The following is a 16,298-nucleotide window of genomic DNA, read 5'->3' on the forward strand; positions in this document are numbered from 1 at the left end:
CACAATTATGCTATAAGACATAATTGTGTGTGAATTGTTTGTGTGTCTGGCACCCAAACAAAAAGGAGGAATTCAATGAATGCACAAATCAATATTTTAATTGTTGAAGATGATAATGATATTAATGCATTGCTTTGTGATGTTGTGCGGAGTAGTGGTTATCGGGCACAGCCTGCTTATTCAGGTACGGAGGCAATACTTTATTTGCAGCAGCAGCGATGGGATATGGTGTTGCTTGATTTAATGTTGCCAGGGTTAACAGGTGAGGAAGTGTTAGCAAAAATAAGAGAACAGCAGCATGTGCCAATTATTATTATTTCAGCAAAGCTAGAGCAGCAGACGAAGGTGGATGTGCTACGAGCAGGAGCAGATGATTACATTACAAAGCCTTTTGATATTGAGGAAGTGTCGGCACGCATTGATTCACATTTGCGCAGAATGCGAGTGTTAAACCAGCCGAGCATAGCGAAAGTGCTTGTACATAAAGATTTAGCGCTTGATACGGAAGCGAAGCAAGTGAAGGTTGGAGAGATGGAAATTGCTTTTACTGCACGCGAGTATGCCATTTTAGTATTATTAATGTCCTCACCGAAAAAGGTCTTTACGAAGGCAAATGTATTTGAAAGTGTTTGGCATGAGGAGTTTCATGGGGATGATAATACAATTAATGTGCATATGAGCAATATTCGTTCAAAGCTAGCACATGCTAATCCGAATGAGGAATATATCGAAACGATTTGGGGGATGGGCTACCGCTTAGCTTGATTCGAGAAACTTAATGTTTTCTTAAGAATTGACTTATGCCTTTCTTATGTTTTGCTTTTTACACTAGAAAGTATCATAAGAAGGAGGGATTTCGTATGACATATGTATTGCAAACAAATCAGTTAACGAAACAATATAAGCAGCAGCTAGCGCTTGATAAAGTAAATTTGTCAATTGAAAAAGGCTCGATTTATGGGTTTATTGGGCAAAATGGCGCTGGGAAATCAACATTAATTAAGATTGTAACAGGGCTTGCGAAGGCAAGTAGTGGGTCATTAGCGCTCTTTGGCTATAGCACGGAGCAGGAGCTGATTCAAGCACGCAAACGCATTGGGGCAATTATTGAGGCTCCTGCGTTGTATCCGCATATGACAGCGGCTGAAAACTTGGAGGCGCATCGATTACTAAAAGGAATTCCAGGGAAAGCGTGTATTGAAAAAACATTGAAGCTTGTTGGGCTTGAGAACACTGGGAAAAAGAAGGCGAAAAATTTTTCCCTCGGTATGAAGCAACGCCTCGGCTTGGGGATTGCTCTATTAGGTGATCCGGAGTTTTTAATTTTAGATGAGCCAATTAATGGGCTTGATCCAATGGGCGTAGTTGAAATACGAGAGCTGCTCAAAAAATTAAATCAAGAATACGCTATTACCATTTTAATTTCTAGCCATATTTTAAGTGAGCTACATCTCCTAGCAACCCATTATGGCATTATTCATCAAGGTAAGCTTATTGAGCAGCTGACAACAGAGGAATTAACGCAAAAATGTCAGCAATATATTCATATTAAAGTGGATAATCCAGATAAAGCGGCAACAGTTTTTGAAATGCAGTTAAATACGAAGCATTTTGAAGTGTTACCAAATGGCACAATGAAGCTTTTTGCTTATACAGATTCAGTGGGCTATGTTTCAACAACATTGGTGCAAGCAGGTTTAGTCATTGAAGAGTTTATGCCAATGGGAGAGGATTTGGAAACATATTTCAAGAATTTGATTGGAGGTGTGTCACATGAGTAATTTAATGATGGCTGAATTATTTAAGCTGAAAAAGGACCGTGTATTTTTAGTGTTAGTTGTGATCTTAGCAGCAGCAGGTATCACTTATCCATTCCTTGTGTTTTTCGATGAGGCGACATTTAATGCACAGGCAGTCGCAGTCAAGGAGCTATATACGTTTTCGGCTTTAGCTGGCAATAACTATATTATCCGTTTGATTCCTTGTATATTAGCAGGATTTTTTATTTCAAGTGAGTATTCAATTGGGACAATGAAAAGTATTTGTGCTTCAGGCAATAGTAGAGTGCATCTTTATCTTGTCAAATTGCTTGTATTTTCGCTTGGTGCAATAATTATTGCATTGGCGTTTCCATTAGCGCTCCTATTTTCAAGCAGCTTGCTGTCAGGCTTTTATGGCATGCCAACTTTCATTTATGTGGCTAAAACGCTAGGTCTAACAATTTTGTATGCTGCTGCATTCGCCTCCATGATGGCTGTAGTGGCGATTATTTTTACAGATAGCGGTAAAACAATTGGTTTTTCCATTATTTTTTTCATTTTAATTGATAGCATTTTGTATATGCTAAGCCAAGAGTTCACACTGTTTGAATGGCTATTTAATCATTCGGTATTTAAATTATTTCTAGATATATCGAAGGAAAGTTACACATCCTCAATGCTCATTGTGCCGCTTATGACATTTGCTTTATTTGCAGTTATTGGTAGCATCATATTTAAGCAAAAAGAAATTAAATAACAGAAGGTGGTGAGCGGATATTATTTTCATATGTATAGCGATTGCTCTATTTTTTGCACTGCGCTTTTATTTGTTGAAACGTGAGGTCAAAAGGGCATATCGTCAGCTAATCGCTGTAAATCGTAAAGAAACCGAGAAAAAGCTAGATTTGCAATTTTGGGATAAAGATTTGCAAAAGCTGGCAGAGACCATTAATGCACAAATTGATTTAACAAAGCAGGCAACGGCAGAAAAACGCCAGCAGGAAAATGAATTAAAGCAGGCAATTGCTAACATTTCTCATGATATTCGCACACCACTGACCTCGATATTAGGCTATATTCAATTTTTAGAGCAGGACAACCGTAGTCAATATACCGCCATTATTAAACGAGGCGCTTTGCGCTTAAAGGATTTGCTAGAGGACTTCTTTGAATTATCGTTAATTGAATCAACTGATTATTTGTTAAAGCCTGAGCACATTAAAATGAACCAGCTTTTATCAGAGGTGCTAGTAGGCTTTTATGATCAGTTTCATCAAGCGAATTTGCAGCCGACTATAGATATGCCAACACAGGAGCTGACGATGATTGCAGACTCCTCAGCTGTAAAGCGTGTCATCGAAAACTTAGTGTTGAACACGATTAAGCATGCACATAGCAATATTCTTATTCGCATAGAGCAGGAAGGGCATATAGTGAGGCTTATGATTAGTAACGAGGTCACTAATTTATCAGAGAAGGACGTGAATCATCTATTCCAACGCTTTTATAAGGGGGATAAAACAAGAGCGGAAAATGGCACAGGTTTAGGGCTAGCAATTGCCAAAAGCTTAATGCAGAAAATGAACGGACAGCTTTCTGCTGAGTTACAAAATAATAGATTAACTATTATCTGTGAATGGCGCTAGGATAATTCGTATTCATAAGTACTTGGCATAGACAACAAAAAATAATAAACACATTAGCCAATTTTTTTAGTAAGATGTACAATAAGAATTGTGTGTAAATTGTGTGTGTGCCTGGCACTATATCAAAGAAAGGAGTTAGCTCATGACAAATAATGATATATTGATTCGTTTGCGCTACGCGTTCGATATTAAAAATATAGATATGGTAGAAATTTTTAAGCTTGGTGGCATAGATGTGACGAAGGACGATGTAATGAATATGCTTATTAAAGTGAAGGAAGATGAAGAGGAGCCAGCGAACTATAAAAAATGCAATAATAAAATGCTGGAGGCTTTTCTCAACGGCTTTATTACCTTTAAGCGTGGCCCACAGCTATCCGCAGCAGGAGAGCCTGTGGCACCACCGAAGGCAACGGGTCAAGAAAGTCCAAATAATATGCTATTTAAAAAGGTAAAAATCGCTTTAGCTTTAACGACTGAAGATGTTATTGATTTCATTGATGATGGCGGTGGCATTAAAGTATCAAAGGGCGAAATGGGCGCGATTTTACGCAACCCAAGCCATAAAAACTATAAAGAATGTGGCGATAGCTTTGCTCGTTATTTTTTACGAGGCCTTACAAATAAATATCGCGTATAAAAAAACAGCTCTGATTCGTTTAATCAGGGCTGTTCTTTTTGGCTTGAGAATCCATTGTCTTTAAAAAATCCTTGGTGATACGAACGACGTATTTCACTTCATCTAAGTTGCGTTCTTTTAATAGTGAGTGATGAATGCTCAGCATTAAATTTTTCTCCTCGATATCTGTAACGCTTGAGAGGCTTTGGAAATTAAAAAGCTCTTCAGGTGCAATGTCCAATGCCTGCATTAAGCTTTCAAGCGTTTTTAACGTAATATTGGATTGACCATTTTCAATATTGGAAATGCGCCCTTTACTATAGCCTATTTTCCCCGTTTTTTCTGCAACTTCCTCCTGACTTAATCCCTTTGCAACACGAATTGTTCGAAGCTGTTCTCCTACTAGCTTTAAAAAATCTGACATAGCATTTCACCTCTAAGATAGAGGCTAGTGAAAAACTTTTTAAATGGAGATACCTTTAAAATAGTACATTTTACAAAAGTTATATTATAATGGTACAAATGATATAGTATATATGTTTTATTTCATAGCAAGAAGAAATTATCGGCTTAAAAATATAAGCTGATAAAGTAGGGGGGAATACTTTGATGAGACAATATAAATTGGGGGATATTGTAACAATTGTAAAAGGTGTTGCTAGACAGCCTACACATTATTTTGTAAGTGAAGGTATACCGTTTGTTAGTTGTGATTATTGGGATTTATTGAAAAATAATCTGCAGCTATTACCTAAAATACCATCCTCGCTACAGCATGAAAGTGATTTAACAAAAGTTCCAACAGGAGCAGTTTTAATCTACCCAAGTAAAAACGCATATTATGTTTGTCAGCAAGAGTATTACATTGGAGAAAATATTATGGCGATGATTCCATGTCAGTCCATTATTTTAAGTAAATATTTATTTTATTATTTACAAGCACAGTCATTGAAAATTGAAGAGGCTATAGAGCAAAAAATCTATCTGCCTAGAATTGCCATACAGCAGCAACTAATTGCCCATATGGCACAAGTACATGCTGTGTCAGATCAAGTGCAAAATATATTAATAGCATTACTACAATTAGAAGCGTATTTACAGACAGAAAATACGGATTTGTTAAAAATTCAAGATGAGTTAATAGAAAAAATGGAGTGGATGAATAGTCTACACAAGATATTATTACATAATATCAAGCACCTCAAATAAAAGGAGGGGGATAGTGGAATTGGATGCGCAACAAATTGATGTGAAATTTACAATGCACAATTTGCAGCGTGCTAAATATTGTGCAGCAACGATTATTATACTTGAAGTGTTATTGGCGATAGTGCATATTGCTCAAACGAAAACAATTGGGGATGGTTATTTTTTACTTTATATAATGCTCCTTGTACTTTCGATATTATTTTTAATTTTAGTGAGCGTTATAGAGAAAAGGTTTTTTAACTATCGCTATATTAAAACAGCCGTATGGGGCTATTATTGGTTTGTTTTAATGTGGGGCGTATCTATTGCATTATTAGATCAACGCTCATATGGACAAGTGACAGCCTATTTAATTAGTTTATTAGCAGTTACTATGCTATATCATGTACGTCTACGAAAATTCATTTTGCTTCAAAGCATTCCAACTATTTATTTAATGAGTGGTTTAATGCTTGTGCAGCAAGATAGCGAAATGGTTTTGACATATTTGGTTAATATAGTGCTATTTATTGTAATTAGCGCAATCGGCTCGCGTTTCCTTTATTACGGTCAGTATAAGATGCTGGCACAGGAGCAGCTAAATAGTCAATTAGTACAGATGAACGGAGATTTACAGTTGCTAGCTACTTATGATGAATTAACAGAAATGCCAAATCGCCGAGGCTTATATGACTATGTGCAGGCGAATATGAGAGATACCCCACGCCATGTAACAGCAATGATTTTAGATATTGATGCCTTTAAACAATTTAATGATTACTATGGGCATTTAGAGGGAGATAAAGTGCTGAAAGAAATTGCAGTTATTTTGAGGGCACTAGCGAGTAATTGTTGTTTTGTAGGGCGCTTTGGTGGGGAAGAATTTATTTACCTAATTTTTGATATGGAGCATAGTGAGGCATTGCATTTTGCAAATAATATATGCAAAGCTGTTGAGCAACGACGCATTCCACATCAAGCCTCTCCTTTTTTACCATACGTGACAGTTAGCATTGGGGTCGCAACAGACCCTTGCTGTACTATACAGGGTTTACAACAATTATTTCAAAATGCGGATGCAGCATTATACAGTGCTAAACGGGCTGGGCGTAATCGTGCAGAGCTAACGATATAAAATAATTGGTATCAACATCAGGCTCCATTCATACGATGTACAATAAAGGTTTGAATGGAGGAATTACGATTAGTATTTTAAATAAAATTAAAAATTACAGAGAAGAAGAAAATCGCCTAAAGTGGGAAGGTAGCTTTGCCGATTATTTAGAAATCGTAAAAGAGCGGCCAGAAGTTGCACAAACAGCTCATTCGCGCGTCTATAACATGCTGAAAAGTGCAGGTGTTGAAGAGCGAGATGGACAGAAAATGTATCACTTTTTTGGCGAGGAAATTTTCGGCTTAGAAACAGCGCTTGAACGATTAGTTGAGGAATATTTCCATCCAGCAGCAAAAAGGCTTGATGTGCGCAAGCGAATTTTATTGTTAATGGGGCCTGTCAGTGGTGGGAAGTCAACAATTGTAACGTTGCTAAAGCGCGGCTTAGAGCGCTATTCGCGCACAGATAGCGGAGCGGTTTATGCCATTAAGGGCTGCCCAATGCATGAGGACCCATTGCATTTAATTCCACATCATTTGCGCGACACCTTTTATGAGGAGTATGGCATCCGCATCGAAGGAAGCCTGTCCCCTTTAAATACGATGCGCCTTGAGCAGGAGTATGATGGGCGTATTGAGGATGTGCGAATTGAGCGTATTTTCTTCTCGGAGGACCGCCGAGTAGGTATTGGGACATTTACTCCTTCTGATCCAAAATCACAGGATATTGCGGATTTAACAGGGAGCATCGACTTTTCAACAATTGCGCAGTACGGCTCGGAATCTGACCCGCGCGCATACCGCTTCGATGGCGAGCTAAATAAGGCGAATCGTGGCATGATGGAGTTTCAAGAAATGCTGAAGCTCGATGAAAAGTTTTTATGGCATTTGCTGTCATTAACACAGGAGGGCAATTTTAAAGCAGGGCGTTTTGCCTTAATTAGTGCAGATGAATTGATTGTTGCACATACTAATGAAACAGAATATCGCACATTTATTGCCAATAAAAAGAATGAGGCATTGCATTCGCGTATTATCGTCATGCCAATTCCGTATAATTTAAAGGTGAGCCAAGAGGAGCGCATTTATGAAAAAATGATTCATGACAGCGATATGGCACATGTACATATCGCACCACATGCGCTCAAAGTGGCTGCGATTTTCTCGGTTTTAACAAGACTAGAAATCCCGAAAAAGCAAGGGGTTGACGTTGTTAAAAAAATGCGCCTGTACAATGGCGAAAGCATAGAAGGCTACAATGAGGTTGATATTGAAGAGCTGAAAAAGGAATATCCAAATGAAGGGATGCAGGGCATTGACCCACGTTACGTCATCAATCGCATTTCATCAGCCATTATTCGCAAGGAAGTGCCGTCGATTAATGCATTAGATGTGCTGCGTGCCTTAAAGGATGGCTTAGACCAGCATGCCTCGATTTCAGAGGAAGACCGCAAAAAATTTATGAACTATATTGCGGTTGCTCGCCGCGAATATGATGAAATTGCTAAGAAGGAAGTACAGAAGGCATTTGTATACTCCTACGAGGAATCAGCGAAAACATTATTGAATAACTATCTTGATAATGTTGAGGCATTTTGCAATAAAAATAAGCTACGCGACCCGCTCACTGGCGAGGAAATGAGTCCGGATGAAAAGCTAATGCGCTCAATCGAAGAGCAAATTGGTGTATCTGAAAATGCAAAAAAGGCATTTCGTGAGGAAATTTTAATTCGTTTGTCCGCCTTTGCAAGAAAGGGTAAACGCTTCGATTACCATTCGCATGACCGCCTGCGTGAAGCTATTCAGAAAAAGCTATTTGCTGATTTGAAGGATGTTGTAAAAATTACAACATCTTCGCAAACACCAGACGAGGCACAACTGAAAAAAATCAACGAGGTTGTTGCAACGTTAGTCGATGAACATGGCTATAACACAACATCAGCAAACGAGCTGTTGCGCTATGTAGGTAGTTTATTGAATCGATAATCAAAAGGAGGTTATGTAAAAAGATATTATCTTTTTACATGGCCTTTTCCTGCTTTTTATATTTTGCATGTTATGATGGAAATAGTATCCTATTGGAGGTGGACAAGTTGTCGCAGTTGAAACGCTTTGCTTTTTGGCTACCATTATTAGCTTGTCTTAACTATGTTTTTGAATTAACTGTCAATCCAATCAAAGATATTTTATTGACAGACCCTTTGCTGCAACGCAGTTTGCGAATGATGGGTGATATTGGATATGATAGTGATCAATACCAACTTTTATTTCCAGGCTTTCTTGTCCACTTTTTCCTATGGTTTGTATATGGACGAATGATTGATTGGTTTGTGAAGCAGCTGATTTAACGGAGAACGGAGAATAAACTTTGTGAAGAGCGGTGTGTGGAAGCGAATTTCTGCACACCGCTTTTTTAATTAAATGTATCAGCTATAAATTGATAAAAAGCCTCTTCTTCCTCAATGTTAGGGAAATGATTGCTCTCATCAAAAGTTTTCAATGTGGCGTTTGACATAAGCTCAGCTGCTTCAGCAGAAAATTTATGTGGGCATTGTGCATCATGAAGGCCGCAGTATATATAAGCAGTTGTTGTGACATGAGGCAATTCGGGGCGCAAATCATATGTAGGTAGCTCTTCATAGGAAAAATAATCAAGCCGTTTTGATACTGTTTTTCCACTATTAGGGCGACTAATCATCTTGTCATAAGATGTTTCATGATATAAGGACATCAGCGACCATTCTTTACTACCAGCACGTCTTTCTTCAAGAGATGATTGAGGATTACCTAGCATTGTTAAAATTTCTTTAATGCGCCGATTATTCGGGTTATCTATGCAATAAATGCTATCTGGGTGGTGCATATACTCTGAGGAAGCGCACAACCCTCCAGCAACGATATGTATAAGGCTATGTGGATGCATAATAGCGTATTTTAGTGCCAGCATACCGCCTGTTGAATGCCCTGCAAATATCCATTTTTCAAAACCAAGCGCTTGGCGAATTGCCTCTAAATCAGCGACCGTATGCGCCATACTGTAATTGAATGTAGAAAGGTCATCTGTTGAATTGCCACAGCCTCGCAAATTTACTAAATATACAGTTGCATGTGCTGTAAATGTATTTGCAAATAAATTGCCATTCTCATTAAATTCGCTATATAAATGTGTAATACAGACAGGCTGACCATTTCCTTTTTTAAATACTTCAAAAATCCCGCGTGCTGTTTCAACTAAATGTTGCTCCCACATCTCTAAACCCTCTTTCTGAATATTGTTTATTTTCATTATACCGAAATTATTTAGCGAGTGAAGTTCAAGATTTTGCTAGATGTGCATAAGATAAAAAAAGCGAATTTGCAGATGGGTGTGGATAAAATGAGTGACAAACAGCAACAGTTCATTATCTCAAAGGAAAATTGGTCCCTCCATCGTAAAGGATATCAGGACCAAGAGCGCCATCGTCAAAAAATTGATGAGGCGATTAAAAATAATTTACCAGAGTTAATTAGTGAGGAAAGCATTATTTTATCAAATGGTCGAGAGGTTATTAAAATCCCGATTCGTTCTTTAGATGAATATAAAATTCGTTACAACACAGATAAGTCAAAGCATGTCGGGCAAGGGCAGGGCGATAGTCAAGTAGGTGATGTTGTTGCACGAGATGGCAAGCCGCAGCAAGGGCAAGGAAGAGAAGCTGGTAAGGAAGCAGGGAAGGATTATTATGAGGCAGAAGTACGGCTGGAGGATGTGGAAGAAATCTTGTTCCAACAGCTTGCATTGCCAAACTTACAGCAAAAAGAAGTGGCCAATATTGCAACAAATAAAATTGAATTTAACGATATTCGCAAAAAAGGTTTAATGGGTAATATCGATAAAAAGCGTACAATTTTAACAGCAATTAAGCGCAATGCCATCAAGGGTGAGGCAACTATTAATCCAATTCATCAGGACGATTTGCGCTTTAAAACATGGGATGAGGTTGTAAAGCCTGAATCGCGTGCAGTTGTACTTGCAATGATGGATACGAGTGGCTCAATGGGCATTTTCGAAAAGACCTGTGCACGTAACTTTTTCTTTTGGATGGCACGTTTTTTACGCACGAAATATAGCGCTGTTGATATTGAATTTATCGCACATCATACAGAAGCAAAGGTTGTAACAGAGGAGGCGTTTTTTACAAAGGGTGAGAGCGGTGGGACGATTTGCTCCTCTGCTTACGCAAAGGCGTTGCAACTAATAAACGAAAAATATTCCCCAGCCCGCTACAATATTTATCCTGTCCATTTCTCAGATGGAGAAAATTTGTCATCAGATAATGAGCGTTGCCTCCAATTAATTGAACAATTGATGGAAGTATCTAGCATGTTCGGCTATGGCGAAGTCAATGCTTATAGTAGAACGTCTGCGCTTATGTCGGCATATAGCAAAATTGACAATCCGAAGTTTCGTCATTACATTATTAAGCGCAAAGTAGATGTCTATGATGCGCTAAAAAGCATTTTTAAAAAAGAAGGAGTGCAGTAATGGAAAAAGCGCTGCAAAAAGCAATTGATGAAATTACGGAAATTGCTACAGGCTTTGGCTTAGATTTTTTCCCGATGCGCTATGAAATTTGTCCTGCTGAAATTATTTATACATTTGGCGCATATGGGATGCCTACACGCTTTGCGCATTGGAGCTTCGGCAAGCAATTTCATCGCATGAAGCTCCAGTACGATTTAGGCTTAAGTCAAATTTATGAGCTTGTTATCAATTCAAACCCATGCTATGCATTTTTACTTGATACGAATACGTTAACGCAAAATAAATTAATCATTGCGCATGTCTTAGCGCATTGCGATTTCTTTAAAAACAATATCCGCTTCTCCAATACGAGGCGTGATATGGTGGAAAGTATGACAGCAACCGCTGAACGGATCGCAAAATATGAGATATTATATGGCAAGGATGCAGTCGAGCAATTTTTAGATGCGGTGCTAGCAATTCAAGAGCATATTGACCCTGCTATCATTCGTCCACAAATAGTGGAAGAAGAGGAGCCGTTGGAAGCTCGTACAACGCCATATGATGATTTATGGCATATCGATGAGCCACGTAAAAAGCTAATAGAGAAAAAGAAAACCTTCCCAGCAGAGCCAGAAAAGGATTTGCTCATTTTTATTGAGCAGCATAGCCGTGAGCTAGAGGATTGGCAGCGTGATATTTTAACGATGATGCGTGAGGAAATGCTGTATTTTTGGCCGCAGCTTGAAACAAAAATTATGAATGAAGGCTGGGCATCCTATTGGCATCAACGTATTATGCGTGAGCTTAATTTAACGACAGCTGAAACGATTGATTATGCCAAATTAAATGCAGGCGTTGTTCAGCCTTCTAAAACATCAATCAATCCATATTATCTTGGCTTGAAAATTTTCGAGGATATTGAGCGATGCTATAATGAGCCGACAGAGGACATGCAAAAGCGTGGCATCAAACCAAACTCAGGAAGAGAAAAAATATTTGAAGTGCGTGAAATTGAATCAGATACATCCTTTATTCGCAATTACTTAACAAAGGAGCTCGCCCAGCGAGAGGATTTATATGTATTTGCAAAAACAGGTGATGAATACCGCATTACAGATAAGGAACATGAAGCAATTCGTGATCAATTAGTTTCAATGCGTGTCAATGGAGGCTTCCCATATATTGTTGTCGTTGATGGTGATTTTAAACGCAATGGCGAGCTCTATTTAAAGCATTGCTATGAAGGAATGGAGCTAGATCAGCAATATTTGGAGGCAGTGCTCGGCTATATTTACAAGCTATGGGGACGTCCTGTCCATTTAGAGACACATGTTGATAATGAGGTTGTTGTATTTTCGTGTAGAAAATAGTGCCAGGCACACACACAATTCTCACACAATTTCGAAGGCACATCTTTTCTCTTGTTGCCATATGTATACAACAAGAGAGGAGAGATGCATATCGTTGCAATAGAAGCTTTGCATATTAAAGGACATTCGTTTACAGCAGTCACGGTGTATTTGCCAAACACAACTTTGTTAACGATATCAAATGATCGCGGTTATATTATGTGTGGTGCTTTGGACATTGCTTTATTAAATGATCGTTTAGCTGAGCGCAAAATTATTGCTGGGCGTGCAGTCGGTGTCAAAACGATTGATCAATTGTTAAAGGCTCCGCTTGAATCCGTCACATATGAGGCAGGCAGACAAGGGATTTTACCTGGTATGACGGGGGAAGAGGCTTTATTGAAGATGATTTAAATCGTGATGTAACTATAAGCAAGCGCCAATAAAATTACTAAAATCGCCAATAAAACACGAAAAAGCGCTAATAGAATCACCAAAAGCGCCAATAAAACTACAGGGCGAGCCGTCCAAGTCAAGACAAGGTTCGCCCAGCTAATTAAAGTATCACACTGCAATAATAATTGGCAAAATCATCGGCTTTTTACGTGTGGCTGTGAAAATATATTGCCCAACAGCCTTTTTGATCGCATGCTGCATAGCGCGAATATTTGCATCTTGAAAAGGCTGGATAGAGGAGATAACGAGGTCGTTAATTTCGAGCAATAGCCCTTCCGCATTTTTGGCATAGACGAAGCCTCTAGAAATCGTATCTGGTGGAGCGAGAGGTTGTCCGTTTTCTTGATTAATAGTTAACACAATCACAAGCATGCCATCCTCTGCTAGCTGCTGGCGGTCCCGCAGGACGATGTTTTCTACTTCCCCAGTTCCTACTCTGTCAACATAGGTTTCGCCCGCCTGTACAGTGCGCGTTTGCTGTGCTACAGAGTGAACAAAATCGACAACCTCACCGTTTTTTAAAATATAAATATTATTACCTTCAACACCCACAGATTTTGCAAGCTGTCGGTGCTTGTAAAGCATGCGATACTCCCCATGTATTGGAATCAAATACTTTGGCTTCATCAATGTTAGCATTAGCTTTAAATCCTCCTGATAGCCATGTCCAGAAACGTGCATACCTGCTGAACCATATACAACATTTGCCCCTAAATAAAATAAGTCATCAATTACTTTTGAAACATTTTTTTCATTTCCTGGGATAGGGGAAGTAGCAAAAATAACTGTATCTTCAGGATAAACCTGCAAATCACGTTGTCGACCGCTCGCCAAACGAGCAAGTGCAGCAAGCGGCTCCCCTTGGCTACCAGTACATAAAACAACCACTTGCTCAGGTGCAAGCTGCTGCGCTTCACGTGCATCAATTAGTAAGCGATGAGGAACACGTAAATAACCTCGTTCAATCGCAACAGATACAACATTAACCATGCTGCGACCAAGCAAAACGAGCCTGCGATTTGTTTCAATTGTTGCTTCAACAATTTGCTGAATCCGATTCACATTGGAGGCAAATGTTGTAATGAAAATTTTATTTGTTGCTTTCGCAAAGGCACTTTTTAAATTATCACCAACTAGCTGCTCAGATGGTGTCATACCGGGGCGCTCTGCGTTAGTGCTTTCAGAAATAAGCGCAAGCACACCTTGTTCTCCAAGCGCTGCCATTTTATGAATATCAGAAGCCTTATCATTGACAGGAGTAAAGTCAAATTTAAAATCACCTGTATGCACGATATTGCCTTGAGCTGTATGAAAAACAATGCCTAAGCAATCAGGTATACTATGATTGATTTTGAAAAAGCTGATGGACGTTGTTGCAAATTGTAGGCTAGAATTTTCATCAATTTCAATGAGCTGCGTATCGCGCAATAGCTTATGCTCCTTCAGCTTCAATTCAATTAATCCGAGTGTAAAATGACTCGCATAAATCGGCATATTCAACCGTTGCAAAACATAGGGAATACCACCAATATGATCCTCGTGCCCATGTGTCACAATCAGCGCACGAATGCGATCTTGATGCTGTTGTAAATAAGTAATATCAGGTACAATTAAATCAACACCTAATAAATTGTTATTGGCGAATTTTGCACCGCAATCAATAATAAAAATATCTTCCTCACATTCAATAACGTACATATTTTTCCCAATTTCATTCATACCACCTAAAGCGTAGATAGCGAGCGTATTTTCAGTCATAATCATCCTCCTCTTACTTTTAAATATGGCTAACATTCGAAGGAATTATGCTACAGAGTAAAGTATTTTACATGCAAAGAAATAAAAATTTGATAAGATAGAATATGATGAAAAATTATGGAATGGTGAATGAACTGTGAAAACATTTAAAAAGGTATATATCGAAATAACGAGCGTTTGTAATTTAGCGTGTAGCTTTTGTCCGCCAACAGCACGTGCAAAAGGTTTAATCAAGGTGGAGCAATTTAATAAAATTTTAGATGAAATTAGACCACATACAAAATATATTTATTTGCATGTCAAAGGAGAGCCGTTGCTACACCCACGTATTGATCAATTGCTTGATGCTGCACATGAAAAGGGCTTTAAAGTAAATATTACAACGAACGGCACACTCATTAAGAAAAATTTTCATAAGCTATTAGGGAAGCCTGCATTGCGTCAAATAAACTTTTCACTACATAGCTTTGATGGACATGAGGGCTCTGAAAACCGTGAGAAATACTTAGGAGATATTTTACACTTTGTACGTGAAGTACAGCAGCATAATGTACTTATTTCCTATCGATTATGGAATTTACAAAAAAATGAAGTATCGGATGTTGTTGCTCGAAGAAATCGTGAGACGCTTGAAATGCTTGAGCAAGAATACAATTTAGATTATTTAATTGAAGAACGTGTAGAGCCTGGCAAAGGAATAAAAATTGGTCGCAATATTTACTTAAATCAAGACCATGAATTTAGATGGCCAAGCCTTTTAGAGCCAGAGGATAGCAGCAAAGGCTTTTGTCATGCCTTGCGTAGCCATGCGGCTATTTTAGTTGATGGGACGGTTGTACCTTGCTGCTTAGATGGTGAAGGGGTTATTAATTTAGGAAATGTACATGAAACATCATTTAGCGATATTGTAGAAGGTGAGCGGGCAAATCGCCTTGTCGAAGGCTTTTCACGTCGTGAGGCAGTCGAGGAATTATGTAGAAAATGCGGTTATCGTCAAAAATTTGGCTGATTGTGTTATTTAGTTCTTTAATAATGAAAAGAAGAAGTATATAAAATAAAGCGAAAAAAAGCCGATTTATACCAAGGAATTTGGTGTAAATCGGCTTTTTTAGTACAGAAATATTATTATTTTCTTTGAAATACTATCAAGTTAGATAGGTAAAATATTTTCTATAAAATCTTCATGAATTCTATATGTTTTAGGGTTTTTACTTATCTTTTCAAAAAGTATTTCTAAAATATTCATTAATTCTTTCTAACTTCATTAAGTTTAGTTCTAATATTAACTGTCTTTAAAAATCTGATTAGTAGCTTCACTTTCAGCTCGCATAAACATCACTGTCATAGCGTCGCTATCATACAAGCACCAATCTAATGTGTCGACTACAGATCCCACATTAATGACATATGGTCTATCTCCAACAAATAGCGGCTCACTATAGGAAATTGCTGTGCGTACCCCATTCACATAAATCGCTGCGCGGTGGCTATGACCAAAAAAGACTAACGGTGTATGAAAATCAGGGAATGTTGGCTCAAACTGCTCATTCCACTCAAATTGATGTCCATGGATAAGCAGCGCATTGTCAATATAAAGCTTCTCTTCATATTGTAAAAAGCGCTCGTCCCCTGTGACAAGTGCAATGCGCTCCTCCTGATTGCCGATAACAGAAGGGAAGGTTAACAGTTCCTCAAATTTTTCCTTCGTCTTTACTGCTTGCTCTAACGGAATATTGCGTGCAGTCATCGCCTTGCGCTTGCCAATTTTACACTCATATAAATCACCTAAAGCAAATAAGGAGGCATTAGGCGCAACCTCCTGTATATGCGAAAGCACCCGTTTAGTATGCTTTTTATGTGAATGTAAATCTCCAAAAATTACGTATTGCATAAAATCACCTC

General features: G+C 38.4%; 17 protein-coding genes. 13 read left to right on the top strand and 4 right to left on the bottom strand.

All coding sequences use genetic code 11. The features are described from left to right. Window positions 1–75: 75 nt before the first annotated feature. From R6U77_RS08545 to R6U77_RS08565, 5 genes are all read left to right on the top strand, one after another. Entirely contained in the window at window positions 76–765 is a 690-nt protein-coding gene (locus tag R6U77_RS08545) for a response regulator transcription factor (RefSeq protein ID WP_319838155.1), read from the top strand. A gap of 95 nt (window positions 766–860) precedes the next feature. Further along, window positions 861–1,781: an ABC transporter ATP-binding protein gene (locus R6U77_RS08550; RefSeq protein ID WP_319838156.1), complete on the top strand. Its 921-nt coding sequence runs from the start codon at window positions 861–863 to the stop codon at window positions 1,779–1,781. After that, window positions 1,774–2,517: an ABC transporter permease gene (locus R6U77_RS08555; RefSeq protein WP_319838157.1), complete on the top strand. Its 744-nt coding sequence runs from the start codon at window positions 1,774–1,776 to the stop codon at window positions 2,515–2,517. The genes R6U77_RS08550 and R6U77_RS08555 overlap by 8 nt, the downstream gene beginning before the upstream one ends. Window positions 2,518–2,590: 73 nt before the next feature. Further along, entirely contained in the window at window positions 2,591–3,406 is an 816-nt protein-coding gene (locus R6U77_RS08560) for a sensor histidine kinase (RefSeq protein WP_319838158.1), read from the top strand. Between the two features lie 142 nt (window positions 3,407–3,548). After that, window positions 3,549–4,046, top strand: a complete 498-nt coding sequence (locus R6U77_RS08565) for a YehS family protein (RefSeq protein ID WP_319838159.1) — start codon at window positions 3,549–3,551, stop codon at window positions 4,044–4,046. A gap of 19 nt (window positions 4,047–4,065) precedes the next feature. Here the strand turns inward: R6U77_RS08565 and R6U77_RS08570 are convergent, their stop codons facing one another. Continuing rightward, window positions 4,066–4,449: a helix-turn-helix domain-containing protein gene (locus R6U77_RS08570; protein ID WP_319838160.1), complete on the bottom strand. Its 384-nt coding sequence runs from the start codon at window positions 4,447–4,449 to the stop codon at window positions 4,066–4,068. 185 nt (window positions 4,450–4,634) lie between these two features. On the opposite strand from R6U77_RS08570, the gene R6U77_RS08575 reads away from it, so the two are divergent. The 4 genes from R6U77_RS08575 to R6U77_RS08590 all read left to right on the top strand — a co-directional run bounded on the left by R6U77_RS08575 (window position 4,635) and on the right by R6U77_RS08590 (window position 8,674). After that, the gene (locus R6U77_RS08575) at window positions 4,635–5,234 is read left to right on the top strand and encodes a restriction endonuclease subunit S domain-containing protein (RefSeq protein WP_319838161.1); all 600 of its coding nucleotides are present in this window, start codon (window positions 4,635–4,637) and stop codon (window positions 5,232–5,234) included. A 13-nt stretch (window positions 5,235–5,247) separates the two neighbouring features. After that, window positions 5,248–6,348, top strand: a complete 1,101-nt coding sequence (locus R6U77_RS08580; RefSeq protein ID WP_319838162.1) for a GGDEF domain-containing protein — start codon at window positions 5,248–5,250, stop codon at window positions 6,346–6,348. Between the two features lie 68 nt (window positions 6,349–6,416). Continuing rightward, on the top strand, window positions 6,417–8,312 hold the full coding sequence (locus tag R6U77_RS08585; protein ID WP_293923944.1) for a PrkA family serine protein kinase: 1,896 nt from the start codon (window positions 6,417–6,419) through the stop codon (window positions 8,310–8,312). 107 nt (window positions 8,313–8,419) lie between these two features. Further along, entirely contained in the window at window positions 8,420–8,674 is a 255-nt protein-coding gene (locus R6U77_RS08590) for a hypothetical protein (RefSeq protein WP_293923785.1), read from the top strand. Between the two features lie 65 nt (window positions 8,675–8,739). On the opposite strand, the gene R6U77_RS08595 is transcribed toward R6U77_RS08590, so the two are convergent. After that, window positions 8,740–9,576: an alpha/beta fold hydrolase gene (locus R6U77_RS08595; protein WP_319838163.1), complete on the bottom strand. Its 837-nt coding sequence runs from the start codon at window positions 9,574–9,576 to the stop codon at window positions 8,740–8,742. A gap of 126 nt (window positions 9,577–9,702) precedes the next feature. On the opposite strand from R6U77_RS08595, the gene yhbH reads away from it, so the two are divergent. The 3 genes from yhbH to R6U77_RS08610 all read left to right on the top strand — a co-directional run bounded on the left by yhbH (window position 9,703) and on the right by R6U77_RS08610 (window position 12,596). Next, a complete protein-coding gene (gene yhbH / locus R6U77_RS08600) occupies window positions 9,703–10,851 on the top strand; it encodes a sporulation protein YhbH (RefSeq protein WP_293923782.1) in 1,149 nt (382 codons plus the stop codon). Continuing rightward, on the top strand, window positions 10,851–12,203 hold the full coding sequence (locus R6U77_RS08605) for a SpoVR family protein (RefSeq protein ID WP_293923779.1): 1,353 nt from the start codon (window positions 10,851–10,853) through the stop codon (window positions 12,201–12,203). The genes yhbH and R6U77_RS08605 overlap by 1 nt, the downstream gene beginning before the upstream one ends. Before the next feature lie 90 nt (window positions 12,204–12,293). Further along, window positions 12,294–12,596: a YunC family protein gene (locus R6U77_RS08610; RefSeq protein ID WP_293923941.1), complete on the top strand. Its 303-nt coding sequence runs from the start codon at window positions 12,294–12,296 to the stop codon at window positions 12,594–12,596. A gap of 150 nt (window positions 12,597–12,746) precedes the next feature. Here R6U77_RS08610 and R6U77_RS08615 read toward each other — a convergent pair whose 3' ends face one another. After that, on the bottom strand, window positions 12,747–14,402 hold the full coding sequence (locus tag R6U77_RS08615) for a ribonuclease J (protein ID WP_319838164.1): 1,656 nt from the start codon (window positions 14,400–14,402) through the stop codon (window positions 12,747–12,749). 130 nt (window positions 14,403–14,532) lie between these two features. On the opposite strand from R6U77_RS08615, the gene R6U77_RS08620 reads away from it, so the two are divergent. Further along, window positions 14,533–15,405, top strand: coding sequence for a radical SAM/SPASM domain-containing protein (locus tag R6U77_RS08620; RefSeq protein WP_293923775.1), 873 nt, complete (start codon window positions 14,533–14,535; stop codon window positions 15,403–15,405). Window positions 15,406–15,678: 273 nt separating this feature from the next. On the opposite strand, the gene R6U77_RS08625 is transcribed toward R6U77_RS08620, so the two are convergent. Next, complete coding sequence (locus R6U77_RS08625; protein ID WP_319838165.1) at window positions 15,679–16,287, bottom strand: metallophosphoesterase family protein; 609 nt, start codon at window positions 16,285–16,287, stop codon at window positions 15,679–15,681. Between the last annotated feature and the right edge of the window lie 11 nt (window positions 16,288–16,298).

The organism is Lysinibacillus louembei, from assembly GCF_033880585.1.
In the GTDB taxonomy this organism is placed as follows: Bacteria; Bacillota; Bacilli; order Bacillales_A; family Planococcaceae; genus Metasolibacillus; species Metasolibacillus louembei.

What these genes read in the sequence shown, in the direction of transcription:
- R6U77_RS08570 (WP_319838160.1), bottom strand. Translation starts at nt 4,449, where the DNA reads ATGTCAGATTTTTTAAAGCTAGTAGGAGAACAGCTTCGAACAATTCGT.
- R6U77_RS08595 (WP_319838163.1), bottom strand. Translation starts at nt 9,576, where the DNA reads ATGTGGGAGCAACATTTAGTTGAAACAGCACGCGGGATTTTTGAAGTA.
- R6U77_RS08550 (WP_319838156.1), top strand. Translation starts at nt 861, where the DNA reads ATGACATATGTATTGCAAACAAATCAGTTAACGAAACAATATAAGCAG.
- R6U77_RS08545 (WP_319838155.1), top strand. Translation starts at nt 76, where the DNA reads ATGAATGCACAAATCAATATTTTAATTGTTGAAGATGATAATGATATT.
- yhbH (WP_293923782.1), top strand. Translation starts at nt 9,703, where the DNA reads ATGAGTGACAAACAGCAACAGTTCATTATCTCAAAGGAAAATTGGTCC.
- R6U77_RS08605 (WP_293923779.1), top strand. Translation starts at nt 10,851, where the DNA reads ATGGAAAAAGCGCTGCAAAAAGCAATTGATGAAATTACGGAAATTGCT.
- R6U77_RS08575 (WP_319838161.1), top strand. Translation starts at nt 4,635, where the DNA reads ATGAGACAATATAAATTGGGGGATATTGTAACAATTGTAAAAGGTGTT.
- R6U77_RS08615 (WP_319838164.1), bottom strand. Translation starts at nt 14,402, where the DNA reads ATGATTATGACTGAAAATACGCTCGCTATCTACGCTTTAGGTGGTATG.
- R6U77_RS08555 (WP_319838157.1), top strand. Translation starts at nt 1,774, where the DNA reads ATGAGTAATTTAATGATGGCTGAATTATTTAAGCTGAAAAAGGACCGT.
- R6U77_RS08565 (WP_319838159.1), top strand. Translation starts at nt 3,549, where the DNA reads ATGACAAATAATGATATATTGATTCGTTTGCGCTACGCGTTCGATATT.
- R6U77_RS08625 (WP_319838165.1), bottom strand. Translation starts at nt 16,287, where the DNA reads ATGCAATACGTAATTTTTGGAGATTTACATTCACATAAAAAGCATACT.